16 protein-coding genes and 1 pseudogene are annotated in these 18,150 nt (G+C 62.9%); 14 read left to right on the top strand and 3 right to left on the bottom strand.

Going from position 1 to position 18,150, the window contains the following annotated elements; all coding sequences use genetic code 11:
- The first annotated feature begins 20 nt into the window (after positions 1–20).
- The 13 genes and pseudogenes from atpA to P7C00_RS00330 all read left to right on the top strand — a co-directional run bounded on the left by atpA (position 21) and on the right by P7C00_RS00330 (position 15,136).
- A complete protein-coding gene (atpA, locus tag P7C00_RS00390) occupies positions 21–1,565 on the top strand; it encodes a F0F1 ATP synthase subunit alpha (RefSeq protein ID WP_102862412.1) in 1,545 nt (514 codons plus the stop codon).
- A 50-nt stretch (positions 1,566–1,615) separates the two neighbouring features.
- A complete protein-coding gene (atpG, locus tag P7C00_RS00385) occupies positions 1,616–2,476 on the top strand; it encodes a F0F1 ATP synthase subunit gamma (protein ID WP_011064382.1) in 861 nt (286 codons plus the stop codon).
- Positions 2,477–2,503: 27 nt separating this feature from the next.
- On the top strand, positions 2,504–3,880 hold the full coding sequence (gene atpD, locus P7C00_RS00380; RefSeq protein ID WP_011064381.1) for a F0F1 ATP synthase subunit beta: 1,377 nt from the start codon (positions 2,504–2,506) through the stop codon (positions 3,878–3,880).
- A gap of 45 nt (positions 3,881–3,925) precedes the next feature.
- The gene (locus tag P7C00_RS00375) at positions 3,926–4,351 is read left to right on the top strand and encodes a F0F1 ATP synthase subunit epsilon (RefSeq protein ID WP_011064380.1); all 426 of its coding nucleotides are present in this window, start codon (positions 3,926–3,928) and stop codon (positions 4,349–4,351) included.
- Positions 4,352–4,466: 115 nt separating this feature from the next.
- Positions 4,467–5,834, top strand: a complete 1,368-nt coding sequence (gene glmU, locus P7C00_RS00370; RefSeq protein WP_346634716.1) for a bifunctional UDP-N-acetylglucosamine diphosphorylase/glucosamine-1-phosphate N-acetyltransferase GlmU — start codon at positions 4,467–4,469, stop codon at positions 5,832–5,834.
- Between the two features lie 163 nt (positions 5,835–5,997).
- Positions 5,998–6,765, top strand: coding sequence for a DeoR/GlpR family DNA-binding transcription regulator (locus P7C00_RS00365; RefSeq protein ID WP_102862410.1), 768 nt, complete (start codon positions 5,998–6,000; stop codon positions 6,763–6,765).
- A 10-nt stretch (positions 6,766–6,775) separates the two neighbouring features.
- Positions 6,776–8,608, top strand: coding sequence for a glutamine--fructose-6-phosphate transaminase (isomerizing) (gene glmS, locus P7C00_RS00360; protein ID WP_102862409.1), 1,833 nt, complete (start codon positions 6,776–6,778; stop codon positions 8,606–8,608).
- Between the two features lie 99 nt (positions 8,609–8,707).
- Positions 8,708–9,028 (top strand): hypothetical protein, encoded by a 321-nt coding sequence (locus P7C00_RS00355; RefSeq protein ID WP_404937963.1) that lies wholly within the window; start codon positions 8,708–8,710, stop codon positions 9,026–9,028.
- 70 nt (positions 9,029–9,098) lie between these two features.
- Positions 9,099–10,001: a LysR family transcriptional regulator gene (locus tag P7C00_RS00350; RefSeq protein ID WP_404937962.1), complete on the top strand. Its 903-nt coding sequence runs from the start codon at positions 9,099–9,101 to the stop codon at positions 9,999–10,001.
- 126 nt (positions 10,002–10,127) lie between these two features.
- Positions 10,128–10,757 carry a glutathione S-transferase family protein gene (locus P7C00_RS00345; RefSeq protein ID WP_404937961.1) on the top strand — a complete coding sequence of 210 codons (630 nt, stop codon included), beginning with the start codon at positions 10,128–10,130 and terminating at the stop codon, positions 10,755–10,757.
- Between the two features lie 25 nt (positions 10,758–10,782).
- A pseudogene (locus tag P7C00_RS00340) lies at positions 10,783–11,658 on the top strand (pyridoxamine 5'-phosphate oxidase family protein); the annotation flags it as partial.
- A 156-nt stretch (positions 11,659–11,814) separates the two neighbouring features.
- On the top strand, positions 11,815–13,017 hold the full coding sequence (locus tag P7C00_RS00335) for a DUF3142 domain-containing protein (RefSeq protein ID WP_404937960.1): 1,203 nt from the start codon (positions 11,815–11,817) through the stop codon (positions 13,015–13,017).
- Positions 13,004–15,136, top strand: a complete 2,133-nt coding sequence (locus P7C00_RS00330; protein ID WP_404937959.1) for a hypothetical protein — start codon at positions 13,004–13,006, stop codon at positions 15,134–15,136. The genes P7C00_RS00335 and P7C00_RS00330 overlap by 14 nt, the downstream gene beginning before the upstream one ends.
- 52 nt (positions 15,137–15,188) lie before the next feature.
- On the opposite strand, the gene P7C00_RS00325 is transcribed toward P7C00_RS00330, so the two are convergent.
- Positions 15,189–15,830, bottom strand: a complete 642-nt coding sequence (locus P7C00_RS00325; protein ID WP_404937958.1) for a LysE family translocator — start codon at positions 15,828–15,830, stop codon at positions 15,189–15,191.
- A 132-nt stretch (positions 15,831–15,962) separates the two neighbouring features.
- Between P7C00_RS00325 and P7C00_RS00320 the strand changes: the two genes are divergently transcribed.
- A complete protein-coding gene (locus P7C00_RS00320) occupies positions 15,963–16,436 on the top strand; it encodes an Lrp/AsnC family transcriptional regulator (protein WP_317070746.1) in 474 nt (157 codons plus the stop codon).
- A gap of 151 nt (positions 16,437–16,587) precedes the next feature.
- Here P7C00_RS00320 and P7C00_RS00315 read toward each other — a convergent pair whose 3' ends face one another.
- Both P7C00_RS00315 and P7C00_RS00310 read right to left on the bottom strand, forming a co-directional pair.
- On the bottom strand, positions 16,588–17,520 hold the full coding sequence (locus P7C00_RS00315) for a phosphatidate cytidylyltransferase (protein WP_102881378.1): 933 nt from the start codon (positions 17,518–17,520) through the stop codon (positions 16,588–16,590).
- A 1-nt stretch (position 17,521) separates the two neighbouring features.
- Positions 17,522–18,145 (bottom strand): lysophospholipid acyltransferase family protein, encoded by a 624-nt coding sequence (locus P7C00_RS00310; RefSeq protein ID WP_346634721.1) that lies wholly within the window; start codon positions 18,143–18,145, stop codon positions 17,522–17,524.
- Positions 18,146–18,150: the final 5 nt, after the last annotated feature.

Raw genomic sequence — 18,150 nt, 5'->3', positions numbered from 1 at the left:
TTTGAAGGGGCAGCAGAGCAATGCAGCAACTCAATCCTTCCGAAATAAGTGAAATTATCAAGGGCCGCATCGACAAGCTCGATGTGACCTCCCAAGCCCGTAACGAAGGCACTGTCGTCAGCGTATCTGACGGCATCGTGCGGATTCACGGTCTGGCCGACGTCATGTACGGCGAGATGATCGAGTTTCCGGGCGGCGTCTACGGTATGGCCCTCAACCTGGAGCAAGACTCCGTAGGTGCCGTTGTATTGGGCGCGTACACCAGTCTGGCTGAAGGCATGAGCGCCAAGTGCACTGGCCGCATCCTCGAAGTTCCTGTTGGTAAGGAACTGCTGGGTCGCGTAGTCGACGCACTGGGTAACCCAGTTGACGGCAAAGGTCCGCTGAACAACACCGAGACCGACGCGGTCGAGAAAGTTGCTCCAGGCGTGATCTGGCGTAAGTCGGTAGACCAGCCTGTACAGACTGGCTACAAGGCTGTCGATGCCATGATCCCAGTCGGCCGTGGCCAGCGTGAGCTGATCATCGGTGACCGTCAGATCGGTAAGACCGCTCTGGCGATCGACGCGATCATCAACCAGAAAGACAGCGGCATTTTCTGCGTCTACGTAGCGATCGGTCAGAAGCAATCGACCATCGCCAACGTGGTTCGCAAGCTGGAAGAAAACGGTGCACTGGCTAACACCATCATCGTTGCAGCGAGCGCTTCGGAATCTGCAGCACTGCAATTCCTGGCTCCGTACTCCGGTTGCACCATGGGCGAATACTTCCGCGACCGCGGTGAAGACGCGCTGATCGTTTATGACGATCTGTCCAAGCAAGCAGTGGCTTACCGCCAGATTTCCCTGCTGCTGCGCCGTCCACCAGGCCGTGAAGCCTACCCAGGTGACGTGTTCTATCTCCACTCCCGTCTGCTGGAGCGCGCTTCTCGCGTTTCCGAAGAGTACGTAGAGAAGTTCACCAACGGCGCAGTGACTGGCAAGACCGGTTCCCTGACCGCTCTGCCGATCATCGAAACCCAGGCTGGCGACGTTTCCGCGTTCGTTCCGACCAACGTGATTTCCATCACCGACGGTCAGATCTTCCTGGAATCGGCCATGTTCAACTCCGGCATCCGTCCGGCTGTGAACGCCGGTGTTTCGGTATCCCGTGTGGGTGGTGCCGCTCAGACCAAGATCATCAAGAAGCTGTCCGGTGGTATCCGTACCGCTCTGGCTCAGTACCGTGAACTGGCGGCATTCGCCCAGTTCGCTTCTGACCTGGACGAAGCGACCCGTAAGCAACTTGAGCATGGTCAGCGCGTTACTGAGCTGATGAAGCAGAAGCAATATGCGCCGATGTCCATCGCCGACATGTCCTTGTCCCTGTACGCCGCTGAACGTGGCTTCCTGACGGACGTCGAGATTGCCAAAGTTGGTAGCTTCGAACAGGCCATGATTGCTTACTTCAACCGCGATCACGCCGACCTGATGGCGAAGATCAACGTGAAGGGTGACTTCAATGACGAAATCGACGCTGGCCTGAAAGCCGGTATCGAGAAGTTCAAAGCCACCCAAACCTGGTAAGCCGCAGCGGGAGCCGCAAGGCTCCCGCTTGCTAACCTGATAGGTGTTACATGGCAGGCGCAAAAGAGATTCGCAGTAAGATTGCGAGCATCAAAAGCACGCAAAAAATTACCAGCGCCATGGAAAAAGTGGCGGTCAGCAAAATGCGCAAGGCACAAATGCGCATGGCTGCTAGCCGTCCTTATGCGGAGCGCATCCGCCAGGTTATTGGTCATCTGGCCAACGCCAACCCGGAATATCGTCACCCGTTCATGATCGACCGTGCTATCAAGCGCGTCGGTTACGTTGTGGTGAGCAGTGACCGTGGTCTGTGTGGTGGCTTGAACACCAACCTGTTCAAGGCCCTGGTCAAGGACATGGCGGTAAACCGCGAACAAGGCGTCGAGATCGATCTGTGTGTGGTCGGTAGCAAGGGTGCGGCCTTCTTCCGCAACTTCGGCGGTAACGTCGTTGCAGCTATCAGCCATCTGGGTGAAGAGCCGTCGATCAACGATCTGATCGGCAGCGTCAAGGTGATGCTGGATGCGTACCTGGAAGGCCGGATTGACCGCCTGTCCGTGGTATCCAACAAGTTCATCAACACCATGACCCAGCAGCCGACCGTGGAGCAGTTGATTCCACTGGAGGCAACCCCGGATCAAGAACTCAAGCACCACTGGGACTATCTCTACGAACCGGATGCCAAGGAGCTGCTGGACGGCTTGATGGTCCGTTACGTGGAGTCGCAGGTCTACCAGGCGGTGGTCGAGAACAACGCAGCTGAACAAGCGGCGCGGATGATCGCAATGAAGAACGCTACCGACAACGCCGGTGATTTGATCAGCGATTTGCAGCTGATCTACAACAAGGCGCGTCAGGCTGCGATCACCCAAGAGATCTCGGAAATCGTCGGCGGCGCTGCCGCGGTTTAACGGTTCAAATATTCAGAGGATCCAGCTATGAGTAGCGGACGTATCGTTCAAATCATCGGCGCCGTTATCGACGTGGAATTTCCACGCGACAGCGTACCGAGCATCTACGACGCCTTGAAGGTTCAAGGCGCCGAAACCACTCTGGAAGTTCAGCAACAGCTGGGCGACGGCGTGGTGCGTACCATTGCGATGGGCTCCACCGAAGGCTTGAAGCGCGGTCTGGACGTCAACAACACTGGCGCAGCCATCTCCGTACCGGTCGGTAAAGCGACCCTGGGCCGGATCATGGACGTACTGGGCAACCCAATCGACGAAGCCGGTCCTATCGGTGAAGAAGAGCGTTGGGGCATTCACCGTCCAGCGCCTTCCTTCGCAGAACAGGCAGGCGGCAACGACCTGCTGGAAACCGGGATCAAGGTAATTGACCTGGTTTGCCCGTTCGCCAAGGGCGGTAAAGTCGGTCTGTTCGGTGGTGCCGGTGTAGGCAAGACCGTAAACATGATGGAACTGATCCGTAACATCGCCATCGAGCACAGCGGTTATTCCGTGTTCGCCGGTGTGGGTGAGCGTACTCGTGAGGGTAACGACTTCTACCACGAGATGAAGGATTCCAACGTTCTGGACAAAGTGGCACTGGTCTACGGCCAAATGAACGAGCCGCCGGGAAACCGTCTGCGCGTAGCCCTGACCGGCCTGACCATGGCCGAGAAGTTCCGTGACGAAGGTAACGACGTTCTGCTGTTCGTCGACAACATCTACCGTTACACCCTGGCCGGTACCGAAGTATCCGCACTGCTGGGCCGTATGCCTTCCGCAGTAGGCTACCAGCCGACCCTGGCTGAAGAGATGGGCGTTCTGCAAGAACGTATCACTTCGACCAAGCAAGGCTCGATCACCTCGATCCAAGCGGTATACGTACCTGCGGACGACTTGACCGACCCGTCGCCAGCGACCACCTTCGCCCACTTGGACGCCACCGTCGTTCTGTCCCGTGACATCGCTTCCCTGGGTATCTACCCAGCGGTAGACCCACTGGACTCGACTTCCCGCCAGCTGGACCCGAACGTGATCGGCAACGAACACTACGAGACCGCTCGCGGCGTTCAGTACGTACTGCAGCGTTACAAAGAGCTGAAGGACATCATCGCGATCCTGGGTATGGACGAGCTGTCGGAAACCGACAAGCAGTTGGTATCCCGCGCTCGTAAGATCCAGCGCTTCTTGTCGCAGCCGTTCTTCGTGGCTGAAGTCTTCACTGGTTCTCCAGGCAAATACGTTTCCCTGAAAGACACCATCGCTGGCTTCAAAGGCATCCTCAACGGTGACTACGACCACCTGCCAGAACAAGCGTTCTACATGGTCGGCGGCATCGACGAAGCGATCGAGAAAGCCAAGAAACTGTAATCCCGGCGCCCGGCAACGGGCGCTAATTTAGGTTGAGGCAAGCAGATGGCTATGACAGTCCATTGCGATATCGTCAGCGCGGAAGGGGAAATCTTCTCCGGTCTGGTGGAGATGGTGGTTGCGCACGGTGAACTGGGTGATCTTGGTATCGCTCTGGGTCACGCACCGCTGATCACCAACCTGAAGCCAGGTCCGATCCGCTTGATCAAGCAGGGCGGGGAAGCCGAGGTGTTCTACATCTCCGGTGGTTTCCTCGAGGTTCAGCCGAACATGGTCAAGGTTCTTGCCGACACCGTGCAACGTGCTGCCGACCTGGACGAAGCCTCCGCTCAGGAAGCCGTCAAGGCTGCTGAGAAGGCCCTGAATGAAAAAGGCGCAGATTTCGACTACGGTTCTGCTGCTGCACGTCTGGCCGAGGCCGCAGCTCAGCTGCGTACCGTCCAGCAGATCCGCAAGAAGTTCGGCGGCTAAGCCGCAAGCTTTCTGTGTGATTGATTAAAAAGGGTAGCCTCGGCTACCCTTTTTATTTTCCGCCATTCACCCCCTCTGGTCGCAGTCGCCGACCACCCAGGATTGGTAGCCAGTCATGTCTCTCGAAATCGTTATCCTCGCCGCGGGTCAAGGGACTCGCATGCGCTCGGCGCTGCCGAAGGTGCTTCATCCGGTCGCCGGCAATTCCATGCTCGGGCATGTTATCCACAGCGCCCGGCAACTTGATCCACAGCGCATCCACGTGGTGATCGGCCACGGTGCGGATGCGGTGCGTGAGCGTTTGGCGGCCGATGACCTGAATTTCGTGTTGCAGGACAAGCAACTGGGCACCGGCCACGCGGTGGCCCAGGCCGTACCTTTTATCACGGCTGACACAGTGCTGATCCTCTACGGCGATGTACCACTGATCGAAGTCGAGACCCTGCAGCGCCTGCTCAAGCAGGTGGGACCGGAACAACTGGGTCTGTTGACCGTCGAGCTGGACGACCCCACCGGTTACGGTCGCATCGTCCGCGACGCAGCCGGCAAGGTGAGCGCTATCGTCGAGCAGAAAGATGCCAATGAAGCCCAGCGCGCCATTACCGAAGGCAACACCGGAATCCTCGCGGTGCCCGGCAAGCGCCTGGGCGACTGGACCGGCCGTCTGTCCAACAACAACGCCCAGGGCGAGTATTACCTGACCGACGTGATCGCCATGGCGGTCAGCGACGGCCTGATCGTCGCCACCGAGCAGCCCCATGACGCCATGGAAGTGCAGGGCGCCAACGACCGCAAGCAGTTGGCGGAACTGGAGCGTCACTACCAGCTGCGCGCGGCGCGCCGGCTGATGGCCCAGGGCGTGACTCTGCGCGACCCGGCACGCTTCGACGTGCGCGGTGAGGTCACCGCCGGCCGCGACGTGCTGATCGACATCAATGTGATTCTCGAAGGCCGAGTGGTGATCGAGGACGACGTGATCATCGGCCCCAACTGCGTGATCAAGGACAGCACCCTGCGCAAGGGTGTGGTGATCAAGGCCAACAGTCACCTCGACGGCGCGGTAATGGGTGAGGGCAGCGATGCCGGCCCGTTCGCCCGCCTGCGCCCCGGCACGGTGCTGGAAGCCAAGGCCCATGTGGGTAACTTTGTCGAACTGAAGAATGCCCACCTGGGGCAGGGCGCCAAGGCCGGTCACCTGACTTACCTGGGCGACGCTGTGATCGGCGCCCGCACCAACATCGGCGCCGGGACCATCACCTGCAATTACGACGGGGTGAACAAGCACAAGACGGTCATGGGTGAAGATGTGTTCATTGGTTCCAACAACTCCCTGGTGGCGCCTGTGGATATCTTGTCCGGTGCCACCACGGCCGCTGGTTCCACCATCACCCAGAACGTGGCGCCAGCCCAACTGGCGGTAGGCCGGGCCCGGCAGAAGAACATCGACGGCTGGAAGCGGCCGGAGAAGATCAAGAAGGACTGAGGTTATCCACAACCGCGGAGTCCTGTTCGCCGGCAAGCCGGCTCCTGCACCGATCGGTAGGAGCCGGCTTGCCGGCGAATTTTTTCACTTCCCCCGCTTGACGAAGTTTCGATCATAGGTTTTTATTGCGCCTGTTATCTTTCGAATCGAAACTTAAGCCGCCATGTCGAAGCGCAACACTCCCCAACGTCGCCACAACATCCTTGCCTTGCTCAATGAACAGGGCGAAGTGAGCGTTGATGCCTTGGCCAAGCGTTTCGAAACCTCTGAAGTTACGATTCGAAAGGACTTGGCCGCACTGGAGAGCAATGGCCTGCTGCTGCGGCGTTACGGCGGCGCCATCACCATGCCCCAGGAACTGGTGAGCGATCTTGGCCAGCCTGTGTCCCTCTACAAGCAGGCGATTGCCCGGGCCGCAGTACAGCGCATCCGTGAACACGCACGGATCATCATCGACAGTGGCAGCACCACCGCCGCCATGATTCCCGAACTGGGCCAGCAACCGGGCCTGGTGGTCATGACCAACTCCCTGAATGTGGCCAACGCCCTGAGCGAGCTGGAGCATGAGCCGGTGCTGTTGATGACCGGCGGCACCTGGGACCCCCATTCCGAGTCCTTCCAGGGCCAGGTGGCTGAACAGGTTCTACGCTCATACGACTTCGACCAGCTGTTTATCGGTGCCGACGGTATCGATCTGGCCCGCGGCACCACCACCTTCAACGAATTGCTGGGGTTGAGCCGGGTCATGGCCGAAGTGGCTCGTGAAGTGGTGGTGATGGTCGAATCCGACAAGATCGGCCGCAAGATTCCCAACCTGGAGCTGCCATGGAGCAGCGTCCATACCCTTATTACCGATGATCGCCTGCCCTTTGAGGTCCGCGACCAAATCCAGGCCCGCGGCATAACTCTGATTTGCGCGGCTGTCAGCTAGGAGAGAAACCATGTGTGGAATTGTTGGCGCCGTTGCTGAACGCAATATCACCGCCATTTTGCTGGAAGGCCTCAAGCGCCTCGAATACCGCGGCTACGACAGCGCCGGTGTAGCGGTCTACACCAACGCCGGCAAGCTTGAGCGCATGCGGCGCCCGGGCAAGGTCAGCGAACTGGAACAGGCCCTGGCCAGCGAGCCGCTGGTCGGCCGTCTGGGCATCGCCCACACCCGCTGGGCCACCCACGGCGCCCCGTGCGAGCGTAACGCCCACCCGCATTTCTCCGGCGACCTGGCGATTGTGCACAACGGCATCATCGAGAACCACGAAGCACTGCGCGCGCAGCTCAGCGCCCTGGGCTACGCGTTCACCTCGGACACCGACACCGAAGTCATCGCCCACCTGCTGAACCACAAACTCAAGGACCTGGGCGACCTCACAGTGGCTCTCAAGGCCACGGTCAAGGAACTGCACGGCGCCTATGGCCTGGCCGTGATCAGCGCCAGCCAGCCGGATCGCCTGGTGGCAGCCCGCAGCGGCAGCCCGCTGGTGATCGGTCTGGGCCTGGGGGAAAACTTCCTCGCCTCCGACCAACTGGCCCTGCGCCAGGTCACCGACCGCTTCATGTACCTGGAAGAGGGCGACATCGCCGAGATCCGCCGCGACAGCGTGCAGATCTGGGACATCGACGGCCAGGCCGTCGAGCGTGAAGCGGTGCAGTACCGCGACGGCGCCGAAGCAGCGGAGAAGGGCGAGTTCCGTCACTTCATGCTCAAGGAAATCCACGAACAACCTTCCGTGGTACAGCGCACCCTGGAAGGTCGCCTGAGCGCCAATCAGGTGTTGGTCCAGGCCTTCGGTCCACAAGCCGCCGAGCTGTTCGCCAAGGTGCGCAATGTACAGATCGTCGCCTGTGGCACCAGCTATCACGCCGGCATGGTCGCCCGTTACTGGCTGGAAGAACTGGCCGGTATTCCGTGCCAGGTGGAAGTGGCCAGTGAGTTCCGCTACCGCAAGGTGGTGGTGCAGCCCGACACCCTGTTCGTGACCATCTCCCAGTCCGGCGAAACCGCCGACACCCTGGCCGCCCTGCGCAATGCCAAGGAATTGGGCTTCCTCGCCAGCCTGGCCATCTGCAACGTCGGCATCAGCTCCCTGGTGCGTGAGTCCGACCTGACCCTGCTGACCCAGGCCGGTCGCGAAATCGGCGTGGCCTCCACCAAGGCCTTCACCACCCAACTGGTGGGCCTGCTGTTGCTGACCCTGTCCCTGGGTCAGGTACGTGGCACCCTGGCCGCCGGCGTCGAAGCCGAGCTGGTGGAAGAACTGCGCCGCCTGCCGATCCGCCTGGGCGAAGCCCTGGCCATGGACGGTGTGGTGGAGAAGACCGCCGAGCTGTTTGCCGACAAGCACCACACCCTGTTCCTCGGCCGTGGCGCCCAGTACCCGGTGGCAATGGAAGGCTCCCTCAAGCTCAAGGAGATCTCCTACATCCACGCCGAAGCCTACCCGGCTGGTGAGCTCAAGCACGGCCCGCTGGCGCTTGTGGATAACGACATGCCGGTGGTCACCGTGGCGCCGAACAACGAGCTGTTGGAGAAGCTCAAATCCAACCTTCAGGAAGTGCGTGCCCGTGGCGGTGAGCTGATTGTGTTTGCCGACGAACAAGCCGGCATGACCAATGGCGAAGGCACCCACGTGATCCAGATGCCGCACATCCACGACATCCTCTCGCCGATCCTCTACACCATCCCGCTGCAGTTGCTGTCCTACTACGTCGCCGTGCTCAAGGGCACCGACGTCGACCAGCCGCGCAACCTGGCCAAGTCGGTGACGGTGGAGTGAGTTATCCACAGCGGTCCGCCGGGCGGCTGTGAACCCATCCCCCAGAAAGTCCCGGCTTGTGCACAGGCCGGGGCTTTTTTATTGAGCTGTGGAAAACCTATGAAGCTGCGCTTGATTCATGGATGGACGATGGTCCTGATGCTGCTTGTCCTGCTGCTGGGCGGGCTGACCCCGGTGCTGTCCAACAGCCTGTTGCTGCTGAAGGACCGGGCCAACTTCATTCCCGCCGAATCCTCCATCTGGACCTTTGAACCGACCCTGATTAATCAGGGTTCTTCTTCCTATTGGTTGTACGGGGAAGATCGGCACTACTACTTCTATTTTTCCTACGCCGAAGATCAGCCCTACCGGCTGATTGCCAAGAACAACCCGTGCCCGGGATTCGATCGGCATGACGTCGGCACCTGGTGTATCCCCTGAAGCCAGGCCCCTGGATTATGCTGCTGGCTCGCGGCGCTCACTGGGCAGGCGCCGGCAGCTGAGGTAGGGCATGGACAGGTTCCAGGAAATGCAGGTGTTCGTTTGCGTCGCTCAGGAGCAGGGCTTCGCTGCTGCCGCCCGGCGCCTGAGCCTGTCGGCCGCCAGCGTGACCCGAGCCGTCGCCGCGCTGGAGCAGCGCATCGGCACTCAGTTGTTGATCCGTACCACCCGCAGCGTGCACTTGAGTGAAGCCGGGCAAGGCTACCTGGAGGATTGCCGGCGCATTCTGGCCGAGGTCCAGGACGCCGAGGCTTCGGCCGCCGGCATCCATGCCCAGCCCCGGGGCCAACTGACCCTGACCGCGCCGCTGTTGTTCGGTGACCTTTTCGTCACCCCGCTGCTGGTGCGCTACCTGCAACGTTATCCACAGGTCAGGGTCAACGCGCTGCTGCTGGACCGGGTGGCGAGCATGGTGGAGGAGGGGATCGACGTGGCGATACGCATTGGCGAGTTGCCCGACAGCGGCCAGCACAGCGTCCGAGTCGGCGAGGTGCGCCGCGTCGTCTGCGCCGCGCCGGAGTTTCTTGCCGTCCATGGACGTCCCCAGCATCCCGATGACCTGCGCCAGGCGCCAGTGATCGCACCGTCGTCCGTCGGCCAGGCGCGTAACTGGCAGTTCAACGATGCCGGTCGTCCCCTGAGCATTCGGCCCGAACCGCGCTTGCTGGTGAGCGCCAACCAGGCGGCCATCAGCGCTGCCTGTCTGGGGTTGGGCCTGACCCGGGTGCTGTCCTATCAGGTCGCCGACCAGGTCGCGGCCGGGCAGTTGGAAATTGTCCTCCAGGCCTTCGAGCTGGCGCCCTTGCCGATCCATGTGGTGTACCAGGGCGGGCGCAAGGCACCGGCGCGGGTGCGTAGCTTCGTCGACTTCGCCGTGCAGGCCCTGCGAGAGCATCCATCGCTCAATCCTTGATCAGCGTTATTGCGCAGGATGAAATGATGGATTGCGATTTCTGGTGATTCTGTTGTTTTTCCCCAGGGATCAAGATGGGGCTCCCAGCGCGGCACTTCGACCGCGCTCCTGCTCGCGGAGTCCACCATGTCCCTGCTGCCCATCAAGTTCTACAACTTTCCCCGTTCCGGACATGCCCATCGGGTCGAGCTGATGCTGTCCCTGCTGGACCTGCCCAGCGAAACCATCTTTGTCGACCTGGCCAAGGGCGCTCACAAGCAGGCGGATTTCCTGGCCCTCAACCCCTTTGGCCAGGTGCCGGTGATCGATGACCAGGGCGTGGTGGTGGCGGACTCCAATGCGATCCTGGTGTATCTGGCGCAACGCTACGGTCGTGGCCGCTGGTTGCCCACCGACCCGGAGGGGGCAGCCCAGGTACAGCGCTGGCTGTCGGTGGCGGCGGGGCCGATTGCCTTCGGGCCGGCAGCTGCGCGGCTGATCACGGTGTTTGGTGCCTCCTTTAATGCCGAGGAAGTCATCGCCCGTTCCCATGTGCTGCTCAAAGTCATGGACCAGGAGCTGGCCAGCCGGCCCTTCCTGGTGGGGCAGCAGGCGACCATCGCCGATGTCGCGGGCTACAGCTACATCGCCCACGCTCCGGAGGGCAATGTGTCCCTGGCCGATTACCCCCATGTACGGGCCTGGCTGGAGCGTATCGAAGCCTTGCCCGGCTTTGTCCCCATGCCATCCACGGCGGCGGGTTTGAAAAGCGCCTGAAGAACCACTCAGCGGAGGCCGCCACATGAGCACCCATTCACCTTGGCATGCCGGGGAACGGCAACTGCAGATCCAGGCAGGGGTGGCCGAGCGCATGGAGGCCTTCGGCGCCAAAGTCATTCGCCCGGCCATGCCCGAGCAGCACCAGCAGTTCTACGGGCAACTGCCGTTCATCCTGGTGGGCGCGGTGGATGCCCAGGGCGATCCCTGGGCGAGCCTGCTTGAAGGTCCGCCCGGTTTTGCCTGGGCCCCGCAAGCCACCCTGTTGCGCCTCGACAGCCTGCCGGCCGCCGATGATCCGCTGCAGTTGCAGGAAGGCGCGGCTGTGGGCCTGTTGGGGATCGAGCTGCATACCCGGCGACGCAATCGTCTCAACGGCCGCATCGGCGGGCTCGATAGCCGGGGCTTTGGCGTCAGGGTGCAGCAGTCGTTCGGCAACTGCCCGCGTTACATCCAGTTGCGCGATCTGCAGCGGGAGCCCTTGAGCGATCCGGCCAGCCGCCCGGCTCAGCACCGGCAGGACCTGGACCCGGCGGCCCGGGCCCTGATCGGCGCCGTCGATACCTTCTTCGTCGCCAGCTATGTCGATGTGCAAGGCCAGCGTGCGGTGGATGTCTCCCATCGTGGCGGCCCGGCCGGGTTCGTTCGGGTCGAAGGCAACTGCCTGATCATCCCGGATTTCGCCGGCAACCTGCACTTCAATACCCTGGGCAACCTGCTGCTCAATCCCCGGGCGGGTTTGCTGTTCATCGACTTTCACAGTGGCGAGTTGCTGCAACTCAGTGGGCGCACCGAGATCATCTTCGACGGCCCGCTGGTCCACACCTTCCAGGGGGCCGAGCGCGTGTGGCGCTTTACCGTGGAGCGGCTGGTGCGGCGGCCGGCTGCCCTGTCCCTGCGGGGCTTGTAACGGGCCCTGGACGCCTGCAGAAAAAATCGCTCGCCAGCGATTGCCGCCAGCCTCGGCCCTGCGTAGGCTGGCGCGATCTCAAGGCTGATCATCTGCAGAGCGCCCGGCATGCCAGGGCTGTGTTGCGTTAAAGGGAATCAACGATTCATGCTGCCCCGGGTCTTGCTCCGCCTCTTCGCGTTATTGCTCTGCCCGGTGCTGCTCAGCGCCTGCCGCAACCAAGACGCTCCCCCCCTGGATCAACAACTCTACATCTGGCAACGCCAGTGGACTCCGGCCCACGCCGACGCCCTGGCAGGCTCGCGGGCCGACTTTTCCACCGTCCGGGTCCTGGCCCTGCAGGCTTTTCCACAGGCCGGCTGGAGCCGCGCGCGGATCGACGCCGCCTTGCTCAAGCAGGATGCTCGTCCGCTGATTGCGGTGATCCGCCTCGATGGGCAACTGCCGTCCCTGGATCAGGACGAGATCATCCGTCAGGTCCAGCAACTGCTGGCGCACTGGCAGGAGCAGGGCCTGACCCTGGCCGGGATCGAGATCGACCACGATGCCGGCACCGCGCGATTGCCCGCCTACGCCACGCTGCTTGAGCGCTTGCGGGCTGTGCTACCGAGCCAACTGGCCCTGAGCATCACCGCCTTGCCGGCCTGGCTCGACAGTCGCGAGTTGCCGGACCTGCTGGCCAAGGTCGATAGCAGCGTGCTGCAGGTGCACGCCGTGAGTGATCCTCGGCACGGCCTGTTCGATCCGCAACAAGCCGAGCAATGGGCCAGGCGTTGGGCGCGCGTCAGCGACAAACCCTTCTATCTGGCCTTGCCCGCCTACGGCGTCGCCTTGCTCCCCGGTACCGAAGGCGCGCCCCTGGTGGAAAGCGAGGCGCCGCTGCGACGGAGCGGTCAGCGCCAGGAGCTGATGGCCGACCCCGAGCAACTGAGCCAGTTGGCCAGGACCTTGCGCAACGACTCGCCGCCGCATCTGGCCGGCCTGATCTGGTTTCGCCTGCCTCTCAAGGGCGATCTGCGGGCCTGGAGCCTGGACACCCTGCGGGCGGTGGCCCGGGGAGACGTCCTGGCCGGCCGGCTGGACATCCGCCTGGAGGAGCAGGACGGCCTCGTGGATATCCGCTTGAGCAACGCGGGCAACCTCGATCGGCCCCTGCCTGAACAACTGACCCTGGCCGTTGCCCAATGCGACGGATTCGACGGGCTGGGCGGTTATTCTGCACAGCTGCGCGACGGCCAACTGCTGTTGACCCGCCAACAGACCGGCCGCCTGGCCGCAGGCGCCAGCCGTGCCGTGGGCTGGGCCCGCTGTACAAAAATTGACCAAGGAGCTGCGCATGTTCGTCCCTAGATCCCGTCACCTGCTGTGCCTGAGCCTGTGCCTGCCCCTGGCTCCGGCCCTGGCCTGCGGACCGTCTTTCCCCATGCGCCTGCTGAACGACCGTCCACAGACTCTGGCGCAGCTGCCCGAAGGCAGTTTCCAGTTCGAAATCAGCCGCCTGGGTCAGCCCATCGCCGGGCTCATGCCGGTCGCCGACAACGGCTTCAGTGTCGATTACAGCCTGCCTGACAGCTACTCGGTGCAAGAGCGTAACTGGGCCGAACAGCAAGGGCTGGATCAGGCTCAGCAAACCCTGGTCGGCCAGTTGCGCAAGCTCAACGACGCACGCGTGGCGGAGCAACAAGGGGCCAGCCTGCCGCTGGAAATCAACCTCTACACCGCGGGCGCCGTGGCTTTCAGCGCCGGGGATCATGAGCTGGCGGCGGAGTATTTCCGCAAGGTGCTGGCGCTGCCTGCCGAGCAGCGCGCCTTGCGCAGCACCTGGGCTGCCTATTCCCTGGGGCGGGCTCTGTCCTTTATCAGCGAGCAAGCCAACGAGCTGGACGACCAGGGTCGGAGCGACATACGACAGGCGGCGCGCCAGGCATTCGCCCAGACCCGTCAGCTGAGCATCGACGCCTTCAGCGACCCCCTGAGCCTGGGCGTCGCCAGCCTGGGAGAGGAGGCCCGCATCCTCAAGGATCAGAACGACTGGAGCCAGGCCATCGATCTGTATGCCATCCAGAACCAGCTGGGTTCGGACGTCGGCTACAGCTCCCTGAAGCAGGTGGTGGGCGAACTGAGTGGCCTGCCGGCCGCGCAATTGCTGGAGCAGCTCAAGCATCCTTCCGTAGCCCGCTTGCTCACCGCCTCGTTGATCTCGCACCAGGCCTGGTCCTTTGGCGAGCGGCCCGAGTCCGAGGTGAAACTGATCAAGCTGCTGAGCCAGGGCACTGCGGGCAGCTTCGACAACGCCGACCGGCTGGCGGCACTGAATTACCAGAATGGCGATTTCACCACCGCCAAGCAGTTGCTCGAGCATGCCGACGATGGCGGCCTGGCCTGGTGGCTGCGGGCCAAGATGGCCCTGCGTGATGGCGACAAGGTCGCCGCCGCCGCGGCTTATGCCAAGGCTGCCGGCGCCTTTCCCCGAGACGAGAGCTGGGGCTTTCGCGGCGACTATGACGGTAACTATGAAGACCTCAAGCCCGGTTGCCGGGTAGAAGGCGAAAGCGCCCTGCTGGCCCTGGATCGGGGCGACTATGTGCAGGCGTTCGAGCTGCTCTACCGCAGTGGCGAGATCTACTGGCACGACGCGGCCACGGTGGCGGAGCGGGTGCTGACCCTGGATGAACTCAAGCAATTCATCGATACCCAGGTACCGGCGCCGCCGCCGACGCCCAAGCCGGAATACTCCTACTACGAGAGCCTGCCGCTCGCCGCCCAGCTGCGTGAAGTGCTGGGTCGCCGCCTGCTGCGCGAAGGCCGCTACGAAGAGGGTTGGGGCTACTTCGACAGCCCGGAGCGCAAGGCCATCGCCAAGGCTTACGGCGAATACCGGCGCAGTGCCGAGTCGGCCTGGCTGCCCACACGCCGGGCGGAGGCCTATTACCAGGCCGGCAAGCTGGCCCGTGCCTCGGGGATGGAGATCCTGGGTTACGAAATGGGCCCGGACTACCACAGCCTCTGGGGCGCTTACAGCCTGGAGGTCCCACCGGTGCAGGTCGGGCCCTTTATCAGTGCCGACGAAGTGCAGCGTCAGCAAGCCACCAGCGCCGAGCCCGACGTGCGTTACCACTACCGCTACCTGGCCGGAGAACTGGGCAACCAGGCTGCGGACTTCCTGCCTCACACCAGCCAGGCCTATGCCGCGGTGCTGTGCAAGGCGGCGCGCTGGACCCGTGGCAGCGATGCCGAGATCGCCTACTACCAGCGCTACGTGAAAAACGGTCCCTTTGTGGAATGGGCCGGCAACTTTGGTATGAATTGCCAGGAGCCGGACTTCGCCAGCGCCAACAAGCGCTACCTGACCCAGTGGCTGGACGCATCCCGTTCGGCCCTGGTGCAGCACAAGCTGGCAGCGGCCGGTGGCGCTGGCGTCCTGCTGGCTGGCGCCTACCTGCTGTGGCGCCGCCGCCGAACGGCCTGATGGTGCCTCGGGGGCTTTCAGTGGCGCGCGCGCCACTGAGGTGGGGCTGGGCTCAGGCCTGCTGGACGAAGGTCAGGCGCAAGGCAAAGCCGATCAGCAGGCTGCCGAACAGCCATTGCTGCAAGCGCTGGGCCGAGGGGCTGCGCTGCATCCAGCGGCCCAGCCCGGCACCGGCCAGGGCGTAGCAGCAGTCGAACAGTCCGCCCACCGCCACCAGCAGCACACCCAGAGTGACGAATTGGGGGGCTACCGCGCCGGCCAGGGGATCGATGAATTGCGGCAGCAGCACCGAGCAGAACAGCAGCACCTTGGGGTTCAGCAGGTTGGTCAGCAGGCCGCGCTGGATCGCCTGGCGCCAGCGCAGGGGCGTGGCCGCCGTGCTGGCGCTGTCGAGGTTAGGCAACAGGTTGGCCCGCAGGCACTGGATACCGATCCACAGCAGGTAGGCGGCGCCCGCCAGGCGTACCACATCGAAGGTCCAGGGCGCGGCCTTGAACAGCGCCGCCAGGCCCAGGGCGGCCAGGGCCACATGGCAGCCGCGGGAGACAGCCAGCCCCAGGGCCGTGGCCAGCGCCTGGGCCTTGCCCTGGCGGGCACCGGTCTGCAGCAGCAGGATCATGTCGGGCCCGGGCAGCAGGTAGACCACCGCCAGAGCCAGGAAATACATCCACAGTTGCGCCACCTTGCACCCCATTCGTTGTCGAGTCGGTGCGCCCAGTTTAGAGCCGCAGGGGCGAGCAGGTGCTTGCGTAATCAACCAGCAAGACGGTGGAAATTGGCATAATCTTCCAACTTTCAATGGACTGACCCTGCAGATATGCCAAACATGAAACTCGATGCCTACGACCGCAAGATCCTCGCCGCCCTGCAGCGCGACGGCCGCCTGAGCAATGTGCAGTTGGCGGAGGAAATCGGTCTGTCGCCGTCACCCTGTTTGCGCCGGGTGCGGATGCTGGAGGAGGCCGGGGTGATCCGTGGCTATCAGGCGACCCTGGACCGGGATGAAGTGGGGTTGGGGCTGACGGTGTTCGTCGGGGTCAAGGTGGAGCGGCACAACGACGCCGAGGCCGAAGCCTTCCGCCAGGCGGTGTTGCAGTTGCCGGAGGTGATCTCGGCGTTCCTGGTGTCCGGCGAATCGGATTTCCTGCTGCAGGTGGTGGTCCCGGACCTGCGCGGTTACGACCGCTTCCTGACCGGCCACTTGCTGAAGATCCCCGGGGTCAGCGATATCCGCAGCAACTTCGCGATTCACACGGTGAAAACCCCGGGCCCCCTGCCATTGGGGCACCTGCCCAACTGAGGGGCTGTTGTGGCGAGGGAGCTTTCCCGCTCGGTCGGCCGGCGCGCAGCGGGCGCAGAACCAGGCTACGCAGTGTGTCAGGCACTCAGTGCTGGCAGGTTTTGGGGCTGCGTTGCAGCCCAGCGCGAGCAAGCTCGCTCGCCACGGTGGGTCAGGTCCACCAGTAGCGCACGAGGTGGAAGAAGATCGGCGCGGCGAAGCACACCGAGTCCAGGCGATCGAGCATGCCGCCGTGGCCCTCGATCATGTGCCCCCAGTCCTTGACCCCGCGATCGCGCTTGATCGCCGACATGACGATGCCGCCGGCAAAACCCAGGAGGTTGATCAGCAGGGCGATCAGGAACGACTGCCAGATGTTGAACGGGGTGATCCAGAACAGCGCGCCGCCGATCAAGGACGCCAGGAGGATGCCGCCGACAAAGCCCTCGACAGTCTTGGACGGCGACAGGTTGGGGGCGATCTTGCGTTTGCCGAAGAGTTTTCCACAGACGTACTGCAGCACATCCGAGAGCTGCACCACGATCACCAGATAGGCGATCAGCAGCAGGTTGCGGCCTTCGTAGCCGGCGATGTCCAGGGTCAGCAGGGCCGGCACGAAAGACACGCAGAACACCGCGATCATCAGCCCCCACTGGACCTTGGAGGCCCGTTCCAGAAAGTGCGTGCTGTCGCCCCCCAGGGACGCCAGGATCGGCAGCAGGAGGAATACATAGACCGGGATGAAGATCGAGAACAGTCCGTACCAGTCGGAGTAGATCAGCAGGTACTGCAGGGGCAGGGCCAGGTAGAAGGCTGCCACCAGGGCCGGGTAGTCGCTGCGCCGGGTCGGGGTCAGGGTGAGGAACTCGCGCAGGGCGTAGAACGACACCGCGTAGAACAGCAGGATCACCGCTGCCGTGCCGAGCCAGAAGGCGATGCCGATCACCAGCACCATCACCCACCAGGCATTGATTCGCGCATTGAGGTTGTCGATCACCGGGTTGGGCGCGCCGCGGGTGCGCCACTTGAGGATGAAACCGATCAGCGAGGCCAGCACCAGAATGGCGCCGATGCCGCCGAACAACATCAGGGTCTGCTTATCCATTTCAGCTGTGCTCCGGAGCCATGGCCAGCAGCGCGGCGCGGCTGCGTTCGAGGAAGTGTTCCTTGCTTTCATCCTCTTCCAGGGTCAGCGGTGCACCAAAGCGTGTGGTGCACAGCAGCGGCAGGGGCAGGAAGCGACCCTTGGGCATGACCCGATTGAGGTTGTCGATCCACACGGGAATCACTTCCACCTGTGGATAACGTTTGGCCAGGTGATAGATCCCGCTCTTGAACGGCAGCAGGCCGTCCTCCGGGTTGCGCGTGCCCTCCGGGAAGATGATCAGCGAGTCGCCGTTCTCCAGGGCATCGAGCATCGGCTGCAAGGGATTGTTATCCACAGCCTCCTTGCGCTCGCGGTCGATCAGCACCCCATGGAACACCCGGTTGATGATGTAGCGGCGCAGGCCGCTTTTCTGCCAGTAGTCGGCACCGGCCACGGGCCGGGTCAGCTTGCGTAGGGCCGGTGGCAACGAGGCCCAGAGCAGCACGAAGTCGCCGTGGCTGCTGTGGTTGGCGAAGTACATCCGTTGCACCGGCTGGGGTGTCGAGCCGAGCCACAGGCTACGGGCGCCAGTGATGCTACGGGCGGCGGAGGTGATGAGATTGGCAACCAGGGGTTCGAACATGGGCA

The organism is Pseudomonas sp. JDS08PS003 (assembly GCF_045013505.1).
GTDB classification, from domain to species: domain Bacteria; phylum Pseudomonadota; class Gammaproteobacteria; order Pseudomonadales; family Pseudomonadaceae; genus Aquipseudomonas; species Aquipseudomonas protegens_B.
Note: the sequence above shows the minus strand (reverse complement) of the source record. Positions and strands in the feature narration are given on the sequence as shown.